19 protein-coding genes are annotated in these 19,305 nt (G+C 63.9%); 6 read left to right on the top strand and 13 right to left on the bottom strand.

The genetic code is table 11. The features are described 5' to 3' along the window. The first annotated feature begins 21 nt into the window (after positions 1–21). Positions 22–930, top strand: coding sequence for a LysR family transcriptional regulator (locus ACQ4MS_RS01120; protein WP_431097170.1), 909 nt, complete (start codon positions 22–24; stop codon positions 928–930). A gap of 17 nt (positions 931–947) precedes the next feature. Here ACQ4MS_RS01120 and ACQ4MS_RS01115 read toward each other — a convergent pair whose 3' ends face one another. The 3 genes from ACQ4MS_RS01115 to ACQ4MS_RS01105 form a co-directional block, all read right to left on the bottom strand. Further along, positions 948–1,163, bottom strand: a complete 216-nt coding sequence (locus tag ACQ4MS_RS01115) for a hypothetical protein (RefSeq protein WP_431097169.1) — start codon at positions 1,161–1,163, stop codon at positions 948–950. A 288-nt stretch (positions 1,164–1,451) separates the two neighbouring features. Continuing rightward, a complete protein-coding gene (locus ACQ4MS_RS01110; protein ID WP_431097168.1) occupies positions 1,452–1,901 on the bottom strand; it encodes a hypothetical protein in 450 nt (149 codons plus the stop codon). A 188-nt stretch (positions 1,902–2,089) separates the two neighbouring features. After that, complete coding sequence (locus tag ACQ4MS_RS01105; protein ID WP_431099509.1) at positions 2,090–4,690, bottom strand: ABC transporter permease; 2,601 nt, start codon at positions 4,688–4,690, stop codon at positions 2,090–2,092. A gap of 184 nt (positions 4,691–4,874) precedes the next feature. On the opposite strand from ACQ4MS_RS01105, the gene ACQ4MS_RS01100 reads away from it, so the two are divergent. Beyond that, entirely contained in the window at positions 4,875–5,846 is a 972-nt protein-coding gene (locus ACQ4MS_RS01100) for a threo-3-hydroxy-L-aspartate ammonia-lyase (RefSeq protein WP_431097167.1), read from the top strand. A 14-nt stretch (positions 5,847–5,860) separates the two neighbouring features. On the opposite strand, the gene ACQ4MS_RS01095 is transcribed toward ACQ4MS_RS01100, so the two are convergent. From ACQ4MS_RS01095 to nudK, 4 genes are all read right to left on the bottom strand, one after another. Further along, the gene (locus ACQ4MS_RS01095; RefSeq protein WP_431097166.1) at positions 5,861–6,508 is read right to left on the bottom strand and encodes an ABC transporter ATP-binding protein; all 648 of its coding nucleotides are present in this window, start codon (positions 6,506–6,508) and stop codon (positions 5,861–5,863) included. Then, positions 6,505–7,479: a tRNA (adenosine(37)-N6)-dimethylallyltransferase MiaA gene (miaA, locus tag ACQ4MS_RS01090; protein WP_431097164.1), complete on the bottom strand. Its 975-nt coding sequence runs from the start codon at positions 7,477–7,479 to the stop codon at positions 6,505–6,507. The genes ACQ4MS_RS01095 and miaA overlap by 4 nt, the downstream gene beginning before the upstream one ends. After that, entirely contained in the window at positions 7,457–8,698 is a 1,242-nt protein-coding gene (locus tag ACQ4MS_RS01085; protein ID WP_431097163.1) for a multidrug effflux MFS transporter, read from the bottom strand. Before ACQ4MS_RS01085 ends, miaA begins: the two co-directional genes overlap by 23 nt. Before the next feature lie 61 nt (positions 8,699–8,759). Next, positions 8,760–9,407 (bottom strand): GDP-mannose pyrophosphatase NudK, encoded by a 648-nt coding sequence (nudK, locus tag ACQ4MS_RS01080; RefSeq protein WP_431097161.1) that lies wholly within the window; start codon positions 9,405–9,407, stop codon positions 8,760–8,762. A 96-nt stretch (positions 9,408–9,503) separates the two neighbouring features. Between nudK and ACQ4MS_RS01075 the strand changes: the two genes are divergently transcribed. Continuing rightward, positions 9,504–10,262: a DeoR/GlpR family DNA-binding transcription regulator gene (locus ACQ4MS_RS01075; protein ID WP_431097160.1), complete on the top strand. Its 759-nt coding sequence runs from the start codon at positions 9,504–9,506 to the stop codon at positions 10,260–10,262. Between the two features lie 79 nt (positions 10,263–10,341). Here the strand turns inward: ACQ4MS_RS01075 and ACQ4MS_RS01070 are convergent, their stop codons facing one another. The 4 genes from ACQ4MS_RS01070 to mutL all read right to left on the bottom strand — a co-directional run bounded on the left by ACQ4MS_RS01070 (position 10,342) and on the right by mutL (position 15,202). Then, on the bottom strand, positions 10,342–10,695 hold the full coding sequence (locus tag ACQ4MS_RS01070) for a hypothetical protein (RefSeq protein ID WP_431097158.1): 354 nt from the start codon (positions 10,693–10,695) through the stop codon (positions 10,342–10,344). A 30-nt stretch (positions 10,696–10,725) separates the two neighbouring features. After that, positions 10,726–12,057, bottom strand: coding sequence for an ammonium transporter (locus tag ACQ4MS_RS01065; RefSeq protein WP_431097157.1), 1,332 nt, complete (start codon positions 12,055–12,057; stop codon positions 10,726–10,728). A 190-nt stretch (positions 12,058–12,247) separates the two neighbouring features. Further along, positions 12,248–13,096: an alpha/beta hydrolase gene (locus tag ACQ4MS_RS01060; RefSeq protein WP_431097156.1), complete on the bottom strand. Its 849-nt coding sequence runs from the start codon at positions 13,094–13,096 to the stop codon at positions 12,248–12,250. A gap of 171 nt (positions 13,097–13,267) precedes the next feature. Next, positions 13,268–15,202 (bottom strand): DNA mismatch repair endonuclease MutL, encoded by a 1,935-nt coding sequence (mutL, locus tag ACQ4MS_RS01055; protein ID WP_431097154.1) that lies wholly within the window; start codon positions 15,200–15,202, stop codon positions 13,268–13,270. A gap of 163 nt (positions 15,203–15,365) precedes the next feature. Here mutL and ACQ4MS_RS01050 point away from each other — a divergent pair, with 163 nt between their 5' ends. The 3 genes from ACQ4MS_RS01050 (at position 15,366) to ACQ4MS_RS01040 (ending at position 17,443) form a co-directional block, all read left to right on the top strand. Then, a complete protein-coding gene (locus tag ACQ4MS_RS01050; protein WP_431097153.1) occupies positions 15,366–16,004 on the top strand; it encodes a hypothetical protein in 639 nt (212 codons plus the stop codon). A 28-nt stretch (positions 16,005–16,032) separates the two neighbouring features. Next, a complete protein-coding gene (locus ACQ4MS_RS01045; RefSeq protein WP_431097152.1) occupies positions 16,033–16,701 on the top strand; it encodes a hypothetical protein in 669 nt (222 codons plus the stop codon). Positions 16,702–16,771: 70 nt separating this feature from the next. Then, the gene (locus ACQ4MS_RS01040) at positions 16,772–17,443 is read left to right on the top strand and encodes a DedA family protein (protein ID WP_431097150.1); all 672 of its coding nucleotides are present in this window, start codon (positions 16,772–16,774) and stop codon (positions 17,441–17,443) included. On the opposite strand, the gene ACQ4MS_RS01035 is transcribed toward ACQ4MS_RS01040, so the two are convergent. Then, the gene (locus tag ACQ4MS_RS01035) at positions 17,427–18,683 is read right to left on the bottom strand and encodes an ROK family protein (RefSeq protein WP_431097148.1); all 1,257 of its coding nucleotides are present in this window, start codon (positions 18,681–18,683) and stop codon (positions 17,427–17,429) included. The genes ACQ4MS_RS01040 and ACQ4MS_RS01035 overlap by 17 nt on opposite strands. Beyond that, positions 18,680–19,132, bottom strand: a complete 453-nt coding sequence (locus ACQ4MS_RS01030) for an RbsD/FucU family protein (RefSeq protein WP_431097147.1) — start codon at positions 19,130–19,132, stop codon at positions 18,680–18,682. The genes ACQ4MS_RS01035 and ACQ4MS_RS01030 overlap by 4 nt, the downstream gene beginning before the upstream one ends. Positions 19,133–19,305: the final 173 nt, after the last annotated feature.

Raw genomic sequence — 19,305 nt, 5'->3', positions numbered from 1 at the left:
ATACAATGTAAATTGGCAATCATGAAAACATCAATTGCAAAAACGCAATACAACCTGACGGCTTCTGACCTGGAAATCTTGCTGGCCATGGTGCGCGGCATGACGCTGGGCGAGGCTGCGCGGCGGCTGGGCGCGGATGCGTCCACGGTGTTCCGCTCGGTGCAGCGCATCGAGAAAAACCTGGGCCAGCGCCTGTTCGAAAGGTCGCGCCTGGGTTATTTGCCGACAGAGCCCATGCTGGGCCTGGTGCCGCATGCGGAGCGCGTAGAGGCGGAGCTGGAAGCCGTGCGCGCGAGCATGCAGCGGCCGCATGAGGGCGTTTCAGGCCTGGTGCGGCTGACCACAACCGACGCGGTGTTACGCGGGCTGGTGCTGCCTTCCATCAAGCCGCTGCTGGTACAGCACCCATTGCTGCAGCTTGACATGCGCACCGGCAATGAACTGGTAAGCCTGAGCCGGCGTGATGCCGACCTGGCGCTGCGTGCAACGCGCAAACCACCCGACCATTTGGTGGGCCGAAAGCTCGGCACTGTGCGCTTTGTGCTGTGCGGATCCAAAGCGCAAGCGAAGGCGGTGTCGTCCAAAAAAATCTCCTTGCCTGACGCGCTCGCAAAATCTGACTGGATCGCGCCCGACGAATCGCTTCCGGAGCATCCCTCTGTGTTGTGGCGGCGCAAGCAGTTGCCCAAGGTGACGCCGCGGCATTATGCGGACGGCATTGTGGCGGTGATGGATGCGATCAAGGCGGGGTTGGGGATTGGGATTGTGCCGCGCTTCATGCTTGCGGGAGAACCCGGGCTGGTGCCGCTCGGGGACACCCTGGTCGACTGCGAGTCAGACCTGTGGCTGCTGGCGCACGCGGAGTCGCGCCACCTGCGGAGAATTTCCGTGGTGTATGACCACTTTGCAAACAGCATCAGGCTGGCCTGATGCGGCGGACCCCGGCGTCAAAACGCTGAAGTCCGGAAGACGACTTCCCCGCTGGGGATGTGTACGACACGCACCTCCTGCCGCGTGGGATCGGCGACACTTTTCACGGCCACCGCCACGGCCAGCGAATAGTCGGCGAAAAGATGGTTCGAGTTCGGCGGCAGCAGGCTGCCCTCTGCCGGGTCGATGTTTTCAATGCGGTAGTCGTGCGGCGGTGCTTTAGCAGATGCCATGATGCAAGCCCTCTCTGGTGAATGCCTCCATGGTAGGAGTTCATCCGGGCGCTGTGATGACAATTGCGCGTCAGGAACGTGACTTTGGGTAAGCAAACGAAAACGCCTCTGGATGCCGCTGTGGGCATTGGAGAAAGCTAAAGCTCAGGGGCGCGGGGAGGCGTGCCGTTCGTTTCGGGAGTGCGGCATACATCGGCCCACTCGCGTAGGCCTGGTATCAAGATGTACACCGCGATAAGCGGGTTGAAGCGACGGGCATGATGGGCTGCCATGGCGCCGCGGTAGTGCTCAGTGCAGGTCGCGCCGTGGATCGCGGTCGGAAAGCTCCAGGTTTTTCATCTCGACGGCTACCGACTTCAGCATATCGAGCGCGGTTTCAGGCGTTTGCACAATGCCCAGCCAGCCAAAAAGATGGTGCCGCAGGAACAGCAGGATCTTTCCGGTCAGCGGGTCGCAGGCGACCCAGTGCCGCGGGCTGTAGCTGGGCTCCAGGGCGCTCAGCGGCGGGCAGTCCAGCGGGTAGGGCGGATCCATATCGGCGCGCAGGCCCGCCAGGCTGGTGACGAGTTCTTCGAGTTCATCGGCTTGCAATGTCAGGGGCTGGTTGAGTGCCAGGGTCACGCTGCCGTTGTCGTTGCGGGTGAGCTGTAAGCCGTGGGACGGCCGGGAAGAGGCGTGCCCTGCGAACTTGCCCGTGTTCGCGCTGGCGCCGGTCAGTGGGCTGGTGTTGGTGGTCATCGCGTTCTCCGCTGGCATTGAAAGACAAAAAGAAAGGGCGTGGGAGACAAGCTTGGCGAAACACCTGCGCACTTGACAGCCACCGCATGAGTCACAGTGTGATGCCGCGTCCGGCCGGATGGCGTCGGAAACCGGCCTCCACGCCTGTAGGACGGTGCACGGACTGCCCCGTGCCTGCGGTGTGCGGCTTACCAGTCTTCCTTCACCGCCAGCACGGCATCCCGGCCTGCGGCCGCGCGGCCAGCCAGCCAGGCTGTCACGGTGCCGGCCACGACCACCGCAGCACACAGCAGGGCCAGGCGCAGCCAGGGCACCATGAGGTCCATGGTCCAGTGAAAGCTTTGCGGGTTAACCACGTACACCAGCACGGTTGACACCGCGAGCCCCAAGGCCAGCCCCGCGAGTGCGCCGATCAGCGTCCAGGCCGCGCCTTCGCCCGCCACCACGGCCAGGATTTGCCGCCGTGTCAGCCCCAGGTGCGCCAGCAGGCCGAACTCCTTGCGGCGCGCCAGCACCTGGGCGCTGAAGCTGGCGGCCACGCCGAAAAGCCCGATGGCGATTGCCACGCCCTGCAACCAGTAGGTGACCGCAAAGCTGCGGTCAAAAATGCGCAGTGATGTGGCGCGCAGCTGGCTGACGGAGGCCAGCTCCAGCAATGCGCCCTCGCCGGATTGCTGCCCGGCGAGGGCGCGTATGGCCTGCTGCACTTCGCTGTCGCTGGCGCCGTCCTTCAGCCACACAGCGAGGTCGTTGCTGCGCCTGTCGCCGGTCAGGCGTTCGAAGTCCGTTTGGGCCATGGCGATGGCGCCGAACTGGCGTGCGTAGTCGCGCCAGACGCCCGCCACATAGAACTCCGGCGAGGCCGTCGATGCAATCGGTTGCGTGGTATTTGCTATCAAATCAGGAGCTGATTGTCCCTGCATTGATTGGGCTAGGGCCATAAAAGCCTGTGAAAGCGGACGAAAAACGGTGCCCGGGTGGGCATCGTACAGGTCCACCATCGGCTCACTCACATAGATGCCGATGTGCCCGGGCGGCACTGGCAGCGCCTGGCCGACCAGCGGCAGTGTGGTGGCCGGGTTGTCGATAGGCCGGGCGATCAGGGTCACGCTGGGCCTGGTGGTGTCGAGCAATAACTGGGTGGTGCGCAGGCTGCCGACCCGCGCCACGCCGGGCAGGCGGCCCAGCGCGGCCACGAACTCCGGCGAGAAATACGCCGTGTCGCTGGCGGAAGTTCCCAGCGCCGTGCGCACATACAGGTCGGCGGGTAGCACTATGTCCAGCCAGTGCGTCACCGATTCGCGAAAGCTCGTCACCATCACCGTGAGCGCCACGGCCAGGCTGAGCGACGCCACCACGCCGCTCACGGCCACCGCGGCGCTTTCACGCACGCGGCGTGCGCGCTCCACGGCCAGCAGTGGCAGCAGCCGGTGCGCTACCTGCGGGCTGAGCCGGTTGTAGATCAGGGAGATCAGCCAGGGCAGGGCGGTGATGCCGCCCACCAGCAGCAGGCCTACCGACACGTACGCTGCCAGTGGAATGCCAAATATCGGTGGAACCATCGCCAACAGAGCGCCAGCAGCGATCAAAATAATACTGAACCAGTGCCCGCGGCCGCTGCCGGACGCAACGCCGAGGCCCTTGAGGGTTTGCGCTGGCGGCAGCTTCTGCGCTGCCCGCGCCGGCCACCAGCCGCCCACGCCGGCGGCGGCAATTCCGAGTGCGCCGTAAACAAGCGCCGCCCAGCCGTTCCATTGCAGCGCGGGAGCCACGCCGGAGAAGTAGCCGCCTCCCAGGTCACCACCCAGCAGCCGCAGCGCCAGCGCAGCCAGGCCGGTACCCAGCGCGATGCCCAGCACGCTGCCGGCCGCACCCAGCAGCAACGACTCGGCCAGGACCAGCTGAAGGCGTTCACGGCCCGTGAGGCCGAGCACGCCCAGCAGTGCGAACTGCTGCGCACGCTTGGCCACGCTCAGCGAAAGCACCGAGAACACCAGGAAGGCGCCGGTGAACAAGGCCACCAACGCCAGCACAGTCAGGTTGACCCGGTAGGCGCGCGACAGGTTGCTCACGCGCTCGGCCGCGTCGCCCGGCGCTGTTGCGGTGATGTTGGAGGGCAGTTCCAGCGACTCGATCACACGGCGTGCGTCGGCGCCGGCGCTGAGCCTGAGGTCGATGCGGGAGAGCTGCCCGGCCTTGCCGAAGAGATCCTGTGCGGCGGCGATGTCCATCACAGCCAGCGGCCCGCCGCCGGCGCTGACGCTGCCGGCCACAGTCACCTGGCGCAGTTCGAGGCCGCTTTGCAGGCGCAGCGTGAGACCTTTCAGGGCTTGCTGCGCCGCGGGGTTCAGAAAAACCTGCCCAGGCGCAAACAGTGCGAAGCGCCCGCTATCTGAGGATGGCACCGACATCAGCGACGGCGCAATGGCGGCCACTGCCAGCGCGTCCACACCGATGATGCGCAGCGGCAGGCGGCCGCCCGCGGGTGTGCCGTCCAGCGCATACGTGCTGATTTCAAGCACCGGGCTGGCCAGCGCGATTTGCGGATGGTTGGCCACGCGCGCGTACACCGCCTCGTCGAAGCTGCCCTGCACGGCGCGCAGCTCCAGGTCCGGCTGGCCGTTGACCGCACGCACCGCCTGCGAAAACTCACTGAGCGCTGAGGCATTGATGAGCTGCACCGAAAACGCCAGGGCCACGCCCAGCATCACAGCCACCACGGCGGCGGCGTTGCGCCAGGGGTGGTGTTGCAATTCCCGCCAGGAAAAACTTGAGAGCAGGGCGCGCATGCGCTTCATTGTGCCTTCAGCGCTGTGGCAGGATCAGTTCCCGGTCAATGAACGAGACCGCCATCTGTATCGGTACAGAATCGGGCTTTCTGGTTCTGTCGGAAAAACGCCATGTCATCTAATCTATCGGTCTTCCGGATGACCCGGATATCCTGATTCTTCCACCGGAATGAAAGCGATCACCATGCAACTCCCTAGCTACGACGACGTCATCGCCGCTGCCGCGCGGCTTGAAGGCCATGCGCACCGCACGCCCGTGCTACGGTCCGGCACCGCCGATGCGCGATGGGGCGCCAGCTTTTTTTTCAAATGCGAAAACTTCCAGCGCATGGGCGCTTTCAAGTTTCGCGGCGCCTTCAATGCACTCTCGAGGTTCGATGCCGCGCAACGCCGGGCCGGTGCCATCGCGTTTTCATCGGGCAATCATGCACAGGCAATGGCGCTTTCGGCGCGCTTGCTCGGCATGCCCGTGGTCATCGTGATGCCCAAAGACGCCCCCGCCGCCAAGCTGGCTGCAACGCGGGGCTACGGCGCGGAAGTGGTGCTGTACGACCGTTTCACCGAAGACCGCGAGGCGCTGACGAAACGGCTCGCCACTGAACGCGGCATGACCCTGGTCCCGCCTTATGACCACCCCGACGTGATTGCCGGCCAGGGGACGGCCGCGAAAGAGTTGATTGAGGAGACCGGCCCGCTGGACCGCCTCTACATATGCCTGGGTGGTGGCGGGCTCACCAGCGGCTCGGCGCTTGCAGCTCGCGCGCTGTCGCCGCAGTGCAAGGTCTATGGCGTCGAGCCAGAAGCCGGCAACGACGGCCAGCAGTCGCTGCGCGCGGGACGCATCGTGCATATTGAAACGCCAAAAACCATTGCCGACGGCGCGCAAACCCAGTACTTGGGCGAGTACACCTTCGGCATCATCCGGCGGGATGTGGATGACATCCTTACCGTGAGCGATGCGCAACTGGTTGAGTCCATGCGCTTTTTTGCCGAGCGCATGAAGATGGTGGTAGAGCCGACAGGCTGCCTGGCGTTTGCCGGCGCGTGCGCCGCGCTGCAGGAAAACCCGCCGGCCAGTGGTGAAAAGGTGGGCGTGATCATCAGCGGCGGCAATGTCGACTTGACGCGTTACGCGGAGTTGCTCGCCCAACCCTGAGCGCGGGAGTTAGCTTACGGAAGAATGCCGTCGGCGCTCAGGTGCAGCCGGCGGTCTGCGCGTGCAGCGGCGGCTTCGGAGTGGGTGACCAGTACCAGCGAGGCGCCGTGCTCGCGGGTCTGGGCAATCAACGCATCCATCACTTTCGCGGCGGTCGTGGGGTCCAGGTTGCCCGTGGGCTCGTCGGCCAGCAGCAGGCTGGGCCGGTGCACCAGGGCGCGGGCAATCGCCACGCGCTGCAGCTGGCCGCCGCTGAGCTGCTGGGGCAGACGCCCGCCCATGCCAGACAGCCCAACTGCTTCGAGCAGCGACTGCACGCGTGCGTCGTCAGGCGCACCAAGCAGCAGCAGGGGCAAGGCCACGTTTTGCGCGACATCCAGGTGCGGCAGCACGTGAAAGGCCTGGAACACAAAACCCACATGGCGGCGCCGCAGCAATGCGCGCTCGTCGTCGGTCATGGCGCCCAGGTCCTGGCCGTTCAGCAGGACTGTGCCTTCGTCCCAGGTGTCGAGGCCGGCCATGCAATTGAGCAGCGTTGATTTTCCGACGCCCGACTCGCCGATGATGGCGACGAATTCGCCGGGTTCAACATCCAGCGTAACGTGGCTGAACACGGCAGTTGTGCCGTAGCGCTTGGCGAGGTTCCTGAGTTGAAGGCTCACGTCATGTGCCCCACAGCGGCGTCAACCAGCGCAAGCACTTGCGGCAACGCGTCGGCCGCATCGCAGGCCACGACCTGGCGCTGCGGCATGGAACGCAGCCAGGTGATCTGGCGCTTGGCGAGCTGGCGCGTGGCAAAAATGCCTTTGTCGCGCAGCTCGGCCAGCGGGTAGCTTCCGTCAAGCGCCTCCCACGCCTGGCGGTAGCCGACGCAGCGCATCGAAGGCATATCGGGTGTGAGGTCGCCGCGTGCGCGCAAGGCTTTCACTTCGTCTATAAACCCGGCGGCCAGCATGGCGTCAAAGCGTTGGGCAATGCGCTCGTGCAGCCAGCCGCGGTCATGAGGTTCAAGAGAAATAAGACCTGTATCCCTTGATGATTGGGCGCTGGTAGCTATGGTTTTTGTAGCATTTTGCTGATGAAAAAACGACAGCGGCTGGCCTGATACGCGGAAAACCTCCAATGCGCGCGAGATGCGCTGCGAGTCGTTCGGTGCGAGTCGGGCAGCGGTGGCGGGGTCCACCCGGGCGAGTTCGGCATGCAGCGCCGGCCAGCCATTGGCGGCGGCTTCGTCGGCAATCTGGGCGCGAGTGGCCGGGTCGGCCTTGGGCATGTCGTCCAGCCCGTCGAACAGCGCCTTGAAGTACAGCATGGTGCCGCCCACCAGCAGCGGCAGCTTGCCGCGCCCGCGAATGTCTTCCATCAGCCGGCTGGCGTCTGCCACAAACTCGGCCGCACTGTAGGCGTGCAGCGGGTCGCGGATATCGATCAGGTGGTGCGGCACGGCGGCCAGCTCGGCGGGTGTGGGTTTGGCAGTGCCAATGTCCATGCCGCGATAGACCAGGGCGGAATCCACGCTGATGATTTCCACCGCGTGGCGCTGTGCAATCGCCATGGCGGCGGCGGTTTTGCCGGAGGCCGTCGGCCCGGCCAGCGCGATGCAGCGCATGTCAGGCCCTGGCCGCCGCCTCATGGGCGGGCTCTCCGTACTTCTGGATCACGGTCCAGGCCGTGGCGGCGATCAGAGCGCTCCAGAACCAGACACCATTGGTCAGCGGCCGCACCGTGCCGTCCATGTGGGTTCCCAGCCAGCCGCCCATGCCGAAGGCCACGACCATCATCAGAAAACCGTTCAGGGCCGAGGCGGCGCCCGCCGCCTGGGGGAAAGGGCCTACCGCGCCGCTCTGCCCGCAGGGCTGGTGCACACCGTGCCCCAGCATGAACAGGTAATAGGGCAGCATGATGGCCCAGACGTTCTGGATGCCGGCCCATGCCAGCACACCCATCAAAGTCCCACCGGCCAGTGTGAGGCAGGCGGCCACGGCCACCGAGCGCCGCACGCCAAAGCGTGGCAGCAGCCGCCGGCAGATGAAGGTGCCGGTGAGGTAGCAAAAGCACATCGAAAACATGATGAGGCCGTAATGCGTTTTGGTCAGGCCCAGCACCTTGATAAACACGAACGACGAGGTGGCCAGAAAGGTAAACAGGCCACCATAGGAGGCCGCGGTCAACACTGAAAATGCCAGGAATGTGGGGTTGCGAAGAATATGCGCCCAGGTGCGCAGCAGTGTGGCCGGCTGCAGCGCACGCGGGTTTTTCTGTGCGAGGGTTTCTTCAAACCGAAGTGAGATGAGGGCCAGCGTGGCCGCGCCGAACACGGCCAGCGCCATCAGGGCCATGCGCCAGCCGAAAAGCTCTGACAGCAAGCCGCCCAGCGGTGCACTGATGCAGGCCAGCACGCCCAGGCCGCTCAAGCCCTTGGACATGGCGCGGGCGCCTTCAAGCGGCTGGTACAGGTCGCGCACAATGGCGCGCGCGCACATCACTGCCGCGCCCATGGCGGCGCCCTGCACGATGCGCCAGGCGATCAGCAGCTCCATCGAGGATGCGAGTGTGCTGCCGACGGAGGCGAGGGTGTAGGCGCACAGACCCCAAAGCAGGATAGGTCGGCGGCCGAAGCGGTCCGACAGCGGGCCCCAGATCAGCTGGGATGTGCCGAAGGCCAGCAGCAGGGCGCTGAGTGTGAGCTGCGCCTGCGACATCGGCGCGCCGAAACCTTCAGTCAGGGCGGGCAGGGCAGGCAGGTAGAGGTCGGTCGTGACCGGCTGGATGCCCAGCAGCATCGATAGCACCAGCACTACCATGCCGGGCGACATGGCGCGCCCCGCGGTCTTCGAAACAGAAACATCCATTGAGCTGAGCGTATCAGACAAACGCCAGCGCCTCACGGTACTGGCAAGACCCGGAATGGGCTCAGGACCTGGAAGAAGGGAACAGAGGGCGCAGAGGGAGCAGGTGGTCCAGGCCGGTGATTTTTGCGTGCTGCAGCAGCATGATCGTCTTGGCGTCTTCAATGGCGCCGCTGCGCACCATGGCCAGTGCGTCTTCCAGCAACAGCTCGATCACCTCGATGTCTTCGCCCTCGTTGACGATGCCGCCGCCTTCTCCGGCCCGGTCTGTGCTTTCGTAGGAAGCCACAAAGAAATGCAGCTTTTCAGTGACCGAACCCGGGCTCATGTAGGCCTCGAAAACCTTGTGCGGTGCCTGGATGTTGAAGCCGGTTTCCTCGGCCGCTTCTCGCCGGATACAGGTTTCGGCATCGTCGCCATCAAGCAATCCGGCACAGGCTTCGATCAGCATGCCGTCGGCGCAACCGTTGACCCAGGCCGGCAACCGGAACTGCCGTGTCAGCACCACGGTCTGGCGCCGGGCATTGAACAGCAGCAGCGTTGCGCCGTTGCCGCGGTCGTAGACCTCGCGTGCCAGCTGCTGCCATGTGCCGCCGCGGCGGAGCAGCTCGATGGTGAGCTTGCGCAGCACATACCAGTTGTCGGACAGGCGTTCGTCGCCAATCACGCGTACGTGTTGCGCGGGTGGCGGGATCAGGAAGGAAGGGCGCATTGGGTTGGCTCGTTTCGTGTAATATCGTGCATTATCGTTAGTTTTCATGCAACTATTCAAGCCCCCCTCGACGCACCCCTAACCGCCAGAACCACAATGCTGACCAGCCAACGGAAACACCTGCTGCTGACGCGCCTTGACCGCGACGGGCAACTGGTGGCCAAAGCCATCAGCCAGGAGTTGGGCATCTCGGAAGACACGATCCGGCGCGACCTGCGCGAGCTGGCCCAAGCGGGCAAGCTTCAGCGTGTTCATGGCGGCGCCTTGCCTGCTTCGCCGGCCGTCGGCAACGTGGCGGCGCGCGAGCAGATCGCGTCTTTGGACAAACAGGCCATCGGCCGGGCGGCAGCGGCCATGGTCCAGCCAGGGCAGGTGGTGATCATTGACGGCGGCACCACCGCGCTGCAGATGGCGCGGCATCTGTCCGAAGACCTCCATGCAACAGTGCTCACCCACAGCCCGGCGGTTGCCATGGCACTGGCTCACTGCCCGCACGTCGTCATCCAGTTGCTCGGCGGGCGGTTGTTCCGGCACTCCATGGTGGCCATGGGGGCTGAATTGATGGAGCAACTTTCTCGTGTGCGGGCCGATGTATTTTTCCTGGGGGCGACGGGCGTGCATGCGTCAGCCGGCGTGACGACGGGTGATTCCGAGGAAGCCGCTGTCAAGCGGGCGTTGCACCGCTGCGCCGCCGAGACAGTGCTGCTGGCATCGGGCGAGAAGCTGGGCGCAGCCTCTGCGTACCGCATCATGGCGCTGGCCGATGTGTCGGCCGTGGTGGTTCACAAGGGTACGCCGGTGCCATGGATTCGCAGCGCCAGGCGTGCCGGCCTGCGTGTGGTGCAAGCCTTCTGAACCAGCTTCGGAATCAGGGCGCTGCGGAGGCGGCGAGGCTATTTAAGCTGAACAGCTGCGCCCGCACATGCGGGCCCTTTCAGCGCAGTCCCGACCTGTACCGGGCAATGGCTTTGGCCCGGAGGTCTTCGCTGATTTCCGTTTCGCTGGCCGCAGGGACAGCTGGCGAAAATGTGGGCGCTGCGGCAGGTTGTGCCACCGGCGGCTCGCTGCTGCGGGGCCCAAAAATCTTGGTTTGCGCATAGGCAGCGTAGCCGCGCAGCCGCTCGTCCTTGCTGTTGAGCGCCTCCTGGATCACTTCGGTGGCGTATGGCAGGTCGTGTAGAAATTGATGGACGTTCAGCACGCGGCCGAATTCCCGCTTCATGGGAATGACCATCCGCACCGCGTAGGTCATGAGGTCGGAGTCAGGCGGATTCATGGTTAACTGCATGGTGTGCAGGTCTTGCGCGGGCGGGGGACTTTACGCACCTGAAATCATTTCGCCATGCTGGGCAAGGTCAAGGCCCAACTGCTCCTCCTCCGCGGTGACGCGAAGGCCTGCCAGGGGCTTGACCACCAGCAAGATCAGCCAGGTCGCGACGCCTGCGTAAGCCGCAACAGCGCAGGCGCCCATCAGGTTGGTCAGCACGGTTGCGGTGACCGGCGCAATTTCCTTGAGCGCAAAGACCGGGGTCAGGACCGTGCCGATGATGCCGCCGACACCATGCAGCGCAAACACATCGAGCGAGTCATCGATTCCTGTGGCGCGCTTGAAGCGGGTCACGGCGAGGAAGCAGCCGATGCCGCCTGCGGCGCCCAGCGCCGACGCTCCGATCACGCCCACAAAGCCGGAGGCCGGCGTGATGGCTACCAGGCCGGCAATAGCGCCTGTGGCCATGCCCAGTACGCTGAATTTGCCGCGTTGGACATATTCGCAGATTCCCCACATGAAGGCGCCGACGCAGGCTGCCACCTGGGTGGCCAGCAAAGCACCAACGGCGCGTGAACTGGCCTCAAAGGCCGAACCCGCATTGAAGCCGAACCAGCCGGCCCACAACAGCCCGGCGCCGATGATCGTTACCAGCAGGTTGTGCGGCACCATGGGCTCAGTCCCGAATCCCCTGCGCGGCCCCACGACTTTGGCGGCCACCAGGCCACTGGCACCGGCGGCGATGTGCACTACCGTGCCGCCTGCAAAATCCATGTGCCCCATGCTGGCGAGCCAGCCGGTGGGCTGCCAGATCCAGTGCGCTACGGGTGCATAGACCAACAGGGTCCAGAAAGCTGCGAAGAAGATGGTCGCGCTCAGGCGCATGCGTTCCACAGTCGCGCCGATGATCAGCGCAAAGGTAATGATGGCGAATGCCAGCTGGAACATGAAAAAAGCGGATTCCGGCACGGTGGGTGCCGAAACGTGTGCACCGACCTTGCTGCCCAACAATCCGTCGCTCAGTGCCCGGCTCATATCCCCGATCCAGGGGTTGCCAGGGGTGAAAGCGAGCGAATAGGCAATGCCCGCCCATACCAGCGTGACGACCGTTGTGGCGGCAAAGGTATGCGCCACGATCGAGAGGGCATTTTTGGTCCGCATCATGCCGCTGTAAAACAGCATGATTCCGGGAATGGTCATCAGCAGCACCAGCACAGTCGAGATGAGCATCCAGGCAGTGTCCGCTCCATTGAATTTCGCGGCTGCGGGCAGCGCCGCGGTTGCCGCGGTTTGGGCGTGGAGGGGGGCTGAAGCCAGCAAAGCCAGCGCAGGAGCCAGCAAGCTGAAGACAGGCAACCTGCGGATAACCAGGACTTGGCTCATACATTCCCTCTCGATTGTTTTAGGTGTTGTGCGATAGAGGGATGTTACATCCGGCTACACGTATTGGGTAAGTAAAAAATACCTGTTTACAAGAAATTGTCCGCTGCGTTGCAGCAATATTTCTACTTTTTGGAGACGCATAGGCCTTGGCAACCCACTGCTGTAAGCGGGCCGCCTTTTTGCAGGACCTTTATTTCAGGTCAAAGAGCTGCGTCAACGCTTGCCTGTACTGGGGCTGTCCGACGATGTTGGTGTCGTGGTGCGAGCCGCCCTCGACCAACATGAAGAGCTTGGGCTGCGCTGCGGCGTTATAGAGCTTGCGCCCCAGGTCGGGCAGGATGAGCCGGTCTTCGCCGCCGTGTACCACCAGCAACGGTGAGCCGATCTTGTCCACCTTGCGCACAGCCTCAAAGCGCTGGGTGATCAGAAGCGACACCGGCATCCAGCCCCATTGCGGCGAGCTGCCCACCACATCGGCGATGGAGGTGAAGGTGCCTTCGACGATGGTGCCGCGCTCATCCGCCACTTCGGTCGCCAGGTGGATGGCGATGGGGCCGCCCAGCGAATGGCCAAAGATGTAGCGCGGCCGGCCCGGGTATTTTTGTGCCAGCCAGTTCCAGGCGGCGCGGGCGTCTTCGTAGGCGGATTTCTCGGAGGGAAGTTCGTTGGTGCTTTTGCCGAAACCCCGGTAGTCAATGGCCAGCACCGAAAAACCAAGCTCCTGCATGCGGCGCATGCGCGGTGCGGAGCCGGTAACGTTGTAGCGTGCGCCGTGCAGGTACAGCAGGATGGGCGCCTGGGCCGCCTCAGGCGCGTCGCTGGCCAGCCACAGGCCGTGCAGGCGCACCGGCTGGTTGCTGGCGGCGGAGGTGAAATCGATCCAGACGTCGTCCATGCCCACCGCGGCAGCGGTGCCACCGCTCCAGCTGCGGTCACTGGGCTGGAAGATCCAGGCACGCTGTTTTTCGTCGAGGGTGGCGCAGCCGGCCAGCAAAGCCAGCGCCATGCAAAAGGACGTGAAGAGGTGCCAGCGTTTCATGGTCTTGACTGAGTAAGTCCTGCTGAAAAAGTTCTCAGGTTTGGCGTTTTCCCCTAGCAGATCGGCCAAACTGTAACGCTTTGGCCATGCAATTCTTGCGCCGCCCCGCAGCCGAAATTGTGTCCGCGCGTGATAAAAGTCTGAAAGTCAGTCAGCTCTCCCAGCAGGCTCTCAGCGCCCGCGCATGAAGAGGGCGTCCAACTCCCGGATGCTTACCTGGCGCCACGTCGGCCGCCCGTGATTGCACTGGTCGGAACGCTCGGTGGCTTCCATCTGGCGCAGCAGGGCGTTCATTTCGTCGAGTGTGAGCTTGCGGTTGGCGCGTACGGCGCCGTGGCAGGCCATGGTAGAGAGCAACTCGTTCTGCGCGCGCTGAATGACGGTGCTGGCATCGTGCAGGGCCAGTTCGGCCAGCACGCTGCGGGCCAGTTCCACCGCGTCGCCTTGCGCCAGGCTGGTGGGTACGGCACGCACCGCCAGGGTTTTGGGCGAAAAAGGCGTGATCTCAAGGCCCAGCGTGGCCAGGGTCTGGGCGCTGGCCTCAGCCGTGGCTACTTCCTGGGGGCTGGCGGGAAAGGTGGCCGGGATCAGCAGGGGCTGCCTGGCAAGGCTGGCGCCTTCGCCGGCCTCCATCTGCGTTTTCAGGCGCTCGTAAACGATGCGCTCATGGGCGGCATGCATGTCCACGATGACCAGGCCGTGGGTATTCTCGGCGAGCACGTAAATGCCCTGCAACTGGGCAATGGCGCGGCCCAGCGGCCAGTCTCCGGCAGGCAGTGGGGTGAGGATAGGGTGGCCTGTGCTGACGGCGTCGTCGCTTGATCCATTGGCAATGGCAGGGATTGGTGCGGGCGAAAAGCCGGCGTCCACGGCAAAGCCGTCTGAATCGGCGGGTTGTGGCCGTGAAGGCCACATCGCCTCGAAGTCTGAAACCCGACTGCCGCTTGCTATAAAATTGATAGCTGGTTGCGCCCAATTTTGCTGGGAAAATGCCGGATTTGATTGTGAAAATCCCGTGGGAGCGCCGGCATGTGTGTCCGGGATGGCCGCGCCTGCGGCAAAGCGCGGGATGGCCAGCGCGTTTTCCGTGGCATGGCGCACCGCCTGGTGCACCTCGCGGCTGTCACGAAAGCGCACCTCGATCTTGGTGGGATGCACGTTCACGTCCACGCGGGACGGGTCGATTTCGACGTACAGCGCATAGACCGGCTGGCGGTGGCCATGCAGCACGTCCTCGTAGGCGCTGCGCGCCGCATGGGTCAGCACCTTGTCGCGCACATAACGGCCATTGACGTAGGCGAACTGCTGGTCGGCCCGCGAACGGGCCGCATCGGGGATGCCGGCCACGCCCCAGACGCGCACAGCCGGTTGGCCATCGGCGCGGCGGGCGGCGCTCTCGTAGCTGACGGCGACCGACTGCTCGACAAATTCGCTCCCCAGCACATCGGACAGGCGTTGCTGGTGGGCGTTATCGCCCGCCGCCGCGCGCCACTGCTCGACCAGCTTGCCTTCATGCCAGATGGCGAAGCCCACATCGGGCCGCACCAGCGCATGGCGGCGCACGGCCTCAATGCAGTGGGCCAGCTCGGTGGCATCGGTCTTCAGGAATTTGCGGCGTGCGGGCGTGGCATAAAACAGCTCACGCACCTCCACACTGGTGCCGCGGCTGCGCGCTGCCGGTTTCAGTTCGCCGGTGCGGCCATCGAGTTGCCAGGCATGTTCGTCCGCCGCGGTTCTGGATAGCAGGCTCATGTCCGCAATCGAATTGATCGCGGCCAGCGCTTCGCCCCGGAAACCCATTGTGCCCACGGCCTCGAGGTCCTGCAGTGAGGCGATCTTGCTGGTCGCATGGCGCCTCAGGGCAACCGGCAGTTCTTCACGTGGAATGCCGGAGCCGTCGTCTTCCACCAGTATCAACCGTACACCGCCAGCCAGCAGCCGCACCGTCACCTGGGTTGCACCGGCGTCCAGCGCGTTGTCCACCAGTTCGCGTACGACCGAAGCCGGCCGCTCGACCACCTCGCCCGCCGCAATCTGGCTGATCAATTCGTCGGGGAGTTCGCGTATGGGACGGCGGGCAGGAAAAGCGGTTGGAAGAGCGGTCATTGCCACAGATTTTACGGGGTGGACTTTGCGGGATGTGGATGCTGCGAGGTGCGGCAATTGCCCCACTTTCCTGGATCTTGTAATATTTTGTTGCGGGAACCGTCACGGTTCCGTTTATTTTTGCAAGGACCCCATGCGATTGAATGCCCGAGCTTCTTCATCCTTGACCTTCGTCCTTTTGCTTGCCGGTATGGCGCACGCGCAGGCGCAGACGCCCAAAGTACCCGTGTGCATTCAGGACGAGAGCGTCAAAGAGCGGTTTTTGCCGGTCGAACTTCTCACCGGCAATCCCATGACAGATAGCCGGGAACTGGTGTTTGGGGCCGTCGACCGGGTGTATCCGTTTGTCGATGAGTTACCCGATGGTTCTGTGGGCAAGGGGGATGTGACGCTCAAGGGGCCAATGCAGTGGGAAGGCCAGGGCGGTACCGTCTACGAAATTTACGAGCGCAAGGTTCCTCGTGCGCACGAGCGTTTTGCGCTGACGCCTGACCGTACCGCCATCGGCCGGGTCTATGACCAGCGTTTCGGCAACGCCAGCAATGAAGGGAAATTTCCGGTTGGCCTCTGGACCCAAGGCCAGGTACGCCGCTATAACACCACCTATTTTTCACCGAGAGGTACGCGCCATGAGGTGACGTCCGTTGAGATTGAAAAACTTTCCTGTGTCTACGAAGGCACGCCAGGCGCGGTGCAATATGGCTGGAAAACCGGTTCGGGAACGAGCTACGGGTATATCTATGCGCCCGGCAAGGGCCTGGTGCATGTCATGACACGGGTGGGCGGCAACAGTGGCCGCTGACCTGGCGGGCGTCTACCGGATGAAGGCTATGCCAGTGAAAGCCCTGATCCATACCGCCCTGATGGGGAGTCTTTTGCTTGCCGGTACGGCGCAAGCGCAAGCGCAGATGCAGATGCAAACCAAGGTGCCTGTCTGCGTGCATGATGAAAGTGTCAAAGAGCGATTCCTGCCGGTCGAACTTCTTACCGGCAACCCCATGACAGACAGCCGGGAGCTGGTATTGGCGCCGGTCGACCGGGTGTATCCGTATGTCAGTGAACAAGCCGATGGTTCTGTTGGCAAAGGTGATGTGACGCTTAAAGGGCCCATGCGCTGGGAAGGGCAGGGAGGCACTGTTCACGAAATTTACGAGCGCAAGGTACCCCGCGCGCATGAGCGTTTTGCGTTGACACCGGACCGCACTGCGATTGGCCGGGTGTATGACGAGCGCTTCGGCAATGCAAGCAACGAGGGGAAATTTCCCGTGGGCCTCTGGTCCCAAGGCCAGGTACGCCGCTACAACACTGTTTATTTTTCATCCAGGGGCATGCGCCACGACGTAACGTCCGTCGAGATTGAAAAGCTCTCTTGTGTGTATGAAGGTATATCCGGTGCTGTTCAGTACGGCTGGAAAACCGGTAACGGCCTGAGCTATGGATATATCTACGCGCCCGGCAAGGGCCTGGTTCAAGTGATGGTGCGGGCCGGCGGCCGTTGACCCTCTGCCGCGCTGGCCGGATGGGCCGGCGCCTGACGGGACCGGCTTCATACCTGTCAAAATCGCAGGCATGGAACTAGTCACCTTTCTCATCGATTTCATACTCCACGTCGACAAACACCTGGAGGCGTTTACGCAGACCTATGGCGCCTGGGTGTATGCGCTGCTCTTCATTATTATTTTTGTCGAAACCGGCGTGGTGGTCATGCCTTTCCTGCCTGGTGACTCGCTGCTGTTTGTGGTGGGAGCGCTTTGCGGTGCCGGTCTGCTCAGTCTGCCGATTGCCATGGGGGTGATGCTGGCGGCCGCCATCCTGGGCGACCAATGCAATTACTCGATAGGCCGCTACTTCGGCCCCAAGGTATTCCAGTGGGAGCAGTCGAGGTTTTTCAACAAGCGCGCCTTCAACCAGGCGCATGAGTTTTACGAACGTTACGGCGGCATCACCATCATCCTCGCGCGGTTCATGCCTTTCCTGCGCACCTTCGCGCCCTTTGTGGCGGGTGTGGCCGAGATGGGCCGCACCAAGTTCACGGCCTATAACGTGGTGGGCGCCCTGATCTGGGTGGTCGGTGTGAGCAGCGCCGGCTACTTCTTTGGCAACCTGCCGTGGGTGCAGGCCAACCTGAGCAAGATCATCTGGGCCATGATTCTCATTCCCGGGCTGTTTGTGTTGTATGGCGCCTGGAAGGCCAGCCGCAACAAGTCACCGGCTGCCGCCCGGGTCAGCGACCAGCCTTGAGAAACAGGTCGCGGTCGGGGGCGAAGTTGGCGTGCAGGGGAAGCATGGCACCGCCGAGAGCTCGGGCATCGGAGCCAATGCTGCCAGCCATCACCTGGGCAGGCCAGAGGCCTTCCCAGTTGTAGCGGCCCAGCGCTGTACCCGTGGCGTCAATCAGGCGCTGCAGCAGCGGGCGGCAAAAAGAGCCGTCCATCACCACGGCGTCGATATCCAGCACGGCTGTTGCGCTGACCACGCTGTGGGCCAGTGCATTGGCGGCGCTGGCGACCCAGGCCTGGGTGTCGGACTCGAACGGCGGCTGCATGGCGCGTTCGTCGTAGGCCGCAGCCGGGTCCAGCCCGCGCGCCTTGAAGCATTGCTCCAGTTCCCACAGCGAAGCCTGGCTGATCAGCTGTGGCGGTGCGTTGGGTCCGTGGGCCACCTGCAATGGCAGCGATGCGACGGCGCCGGCGTTGTTGTGGATGCCGGCGTGGAGTTGTGAGTTAATGACCAGGCCGCCGCCCACAAAGGTGTCGACAAACAGGTAAAGAAAGCTTTTGAGGTCACGCCCGCGCCCCGACACCAGTTCAGCCACACAGGCCGCCGAGGTGTCCTTGGCAAAACTCACGGGCAAGTCGGTCATGGCTTGCACTTCGGCGCTGAGGTCGATGTGGTTCCACCGGTCCGACTGCTGTGCCGACAGCCCCAGCATCCGGTGCCAGCCGCCGAGCTGGAAGGGCGCGGCCACTCCCACGCCGACCAGCCGCGGCGCCAGTGCACCGAGTTGTTCACGCAGGGCGAGGAGGTTCCGGCCGATCACGGGGAGCAGGGTGTCGGCATCGGGAAAAGCATAGGCCAGCGACAGGCGTTGGCGAACCTGGCCGGTGAAATCAACCAGCAGCCAGTCGGTGCTACGCCGGCCGATCTTGATGCCGACCGAAAAAGCACCGTCGGGGTTCAGTGCCAGCGGCACCGAGGGCTGGCCAATGCGCCCACGCACGCGGTCGTGCCGGATGAGCAGGTCGTCTTCTTCGAGCCGCGTGGTGATCAGCCCGATGGTCTGTGCGGTCAGGCCGGTCAGGCGAGCCAGCTCGGCCTTGGGCACACTGCCATGCAAACGAATCGCCTGCAGCACCACGCGCTCATTGAACTGGCGCATGCCCACGTGGTTCGAGCCGCGCTGGCGCAGCCACACGGGGGTGGCTGCTTCGGATTCAGCAGGGGCAGCTGCAGCAGCGGCGGTGGCAGAAGTTTCGGTCATGGACGCAGATTTTCACCGATGACCCCTTTGCGCAGGATGAAGTTGCCAAAAGGCTGCAACTCACCCGTCACCACAATGGCATAGGCCTGGCGTACCCGCTCATAAAACGCATAGCGCTCAACAGCCTCGGCTTGCTGGCGTGGCAGCCAGTTCGGGGCCAGCAGCCCCAGGACCTCGCGCTGCAGGTCCGAACGGTAGGGCGCATCGGTACCGCTGACCTGCATGTAGGCCACGGGATGATCCACATCTTCAGCCAGGGGCAGCAACGAAGCCACGGCCCGCACAGTCCGCGCCATGCCATGGCCAGGCAGGCGCAACACGGGTTTGCCCGCGCCCAGACTCATGGCCGTGAAGTTGGCGTCAGCCAGCAGCAGCGCGTCGTCATGGCCCATCTCGGCCAGCAGCTTGAGCAGGTCAGGCGTGAGCAGAGGGTCAATGCCTTTAAGCATGGAAGGGCCTCATGCGGTTCCCTCTTCACCAGCCGGGGCCGCGGATCTGGCTTTGCCAGTCCGCAGGCGCAGCGCCCCCGAGGGGCTGGAGCCCGCGGCTCCAAGCCTGCCTGCGCAGGCTTGGACGGGCGACAGAAGCGAAGCCTCCGGCGAGCGGCGGCCTGCAAGGCCTC

The organism is Polaromonas aquatica, assembly GCF_050626995.1.
Taxonomy (GTDB): Bacteria; Pseudomonadota; Gammaproteobacteria; order Burkholderiales; family Burkholderiaceae_C; genus Polaromonas; species Polaromonas aquatica_A.
The sequence above is the reverse complement of the archived record's forward strand: the minus strand, read 5'-3'. Positions and strand labels throughout refer to the sequence as shown.

Coding starts and splice junctions, on each gene's coding strand:
- ACQ4MS_RS01120 (WP_431097170.1), top strand. CDS start 22: ATGAAAACATCAATTGCAAAAACGCAATACAACCTGACGGCTTCTGAC.
- ACQ4MS_RS01115 (WP_431097169.1), bottom strand. CDS start 1,163: ATGGCATCTGCTAAAGCACCGCCGCACGACTACCGCATTGAAAACATC.
- ACQ4MS_RS01110 (WP_431097168.1), bottom strand. CDS start 1,901: ATGACCACCAACACCAGCCCACTGACCGGCGCCAGCGCGAACACGGGC.
- ACQ4MS_RS01105 (WP_431099509.1), bottom strand. CDS start 4,690: ATGCGCGCCCTGCTCTCAAGTTTTTCCTGGCGGGAATTGCAACACCAC.
- ACQ4MS_RS01100 (WP_431097167.1), top strand. CDS start 4,875: ATGCAACTCCCTAGCTACGACGACGTCATCGCCGCTGCCGCGCGGCTT.
- miaA (WP_431097164.1), bottom strand. CDS start 7,479: ATGAGGCGGCGGCCAGGGCCTGACATGCGCTGCATCGCGCTGGCCGGG.
- ACQ4MS_RS01085 (WP_431097163.1), bottom strand. CDS start 8,698: ATGGATGTTTCTGTTTCGAAGACCGCGGGGCGCGCCATGTCGCCCGGC.
- nudK (WP_431097161.1), bottom strand. CDS start 9,407: ATGCGCCCTTCCTTCCTGATCCCGCCACCCGCGCAACACGTACGCGTG.
- ACQ4MS_RS01075 (WP_431097160.1), top strand. CDS start 9,504: ATGCTGACCAGCCAACGGAAACACCTGCTGCTGACGCGCCTTGACCGC.
- ACQ4MS_RS01070 (WP_431097158.1), bottom strand. CDS start 10,695: ATGCAGTTAACCATGAATCCGCCTGACTCCGACCTCATGACCTACGCG.
- ACQ4MS_RS01065 (WP_431097157.1), bottom strand. CDS start 12,057: ATGAGCCAAGTCCTGGTTATCCGCAGGTTGCCTGTCTTCAGCTTGCTG.
- ACQ4MS_RS01060 (WP_431097156.1), bottom strand. CDS start 13,096: ATGAAACGCTGGCACCTCTTCACGTCCTTTTGCATGGCGCTGGCTTTG.
- mutL (WP_431097154.1), bottom strand. CDS start 15,202: ATGACCGCTCTTCCAACCGCTTTTCCTGCCCGCCGTCCCATACGCGAA.
- ACQ4MS_RS01045 (WP_431097152.1), top strand. CDS start 16,033: ATGCCAGTGAAAGCCCTGATCCATACCGCCCTGATGGGGAGTCTTTTG.
- ACQ4MS_RS01040 (WP_431097150.1), top strand. CDS start 16,772: ATGGAACTAGTCACCTTTCTCATCGATTTCATACTCCACGTCGACAAA.
- ACQ4MS_RS01035 (WP_431097148.1), bottom strand. CDS start 18,683: ATGACCGAAACTTCTGCCACCGCCGCTGCTGCAGCTGCCCCTGCTGAA.
- ACQ4MS_RS01030 (WP_431097147.1), bottom strand. CDS start 19,132: ATGCTTAAAGGCATTGACCCTCTGCTCACGCCTGACCTGCTCAAGCTG.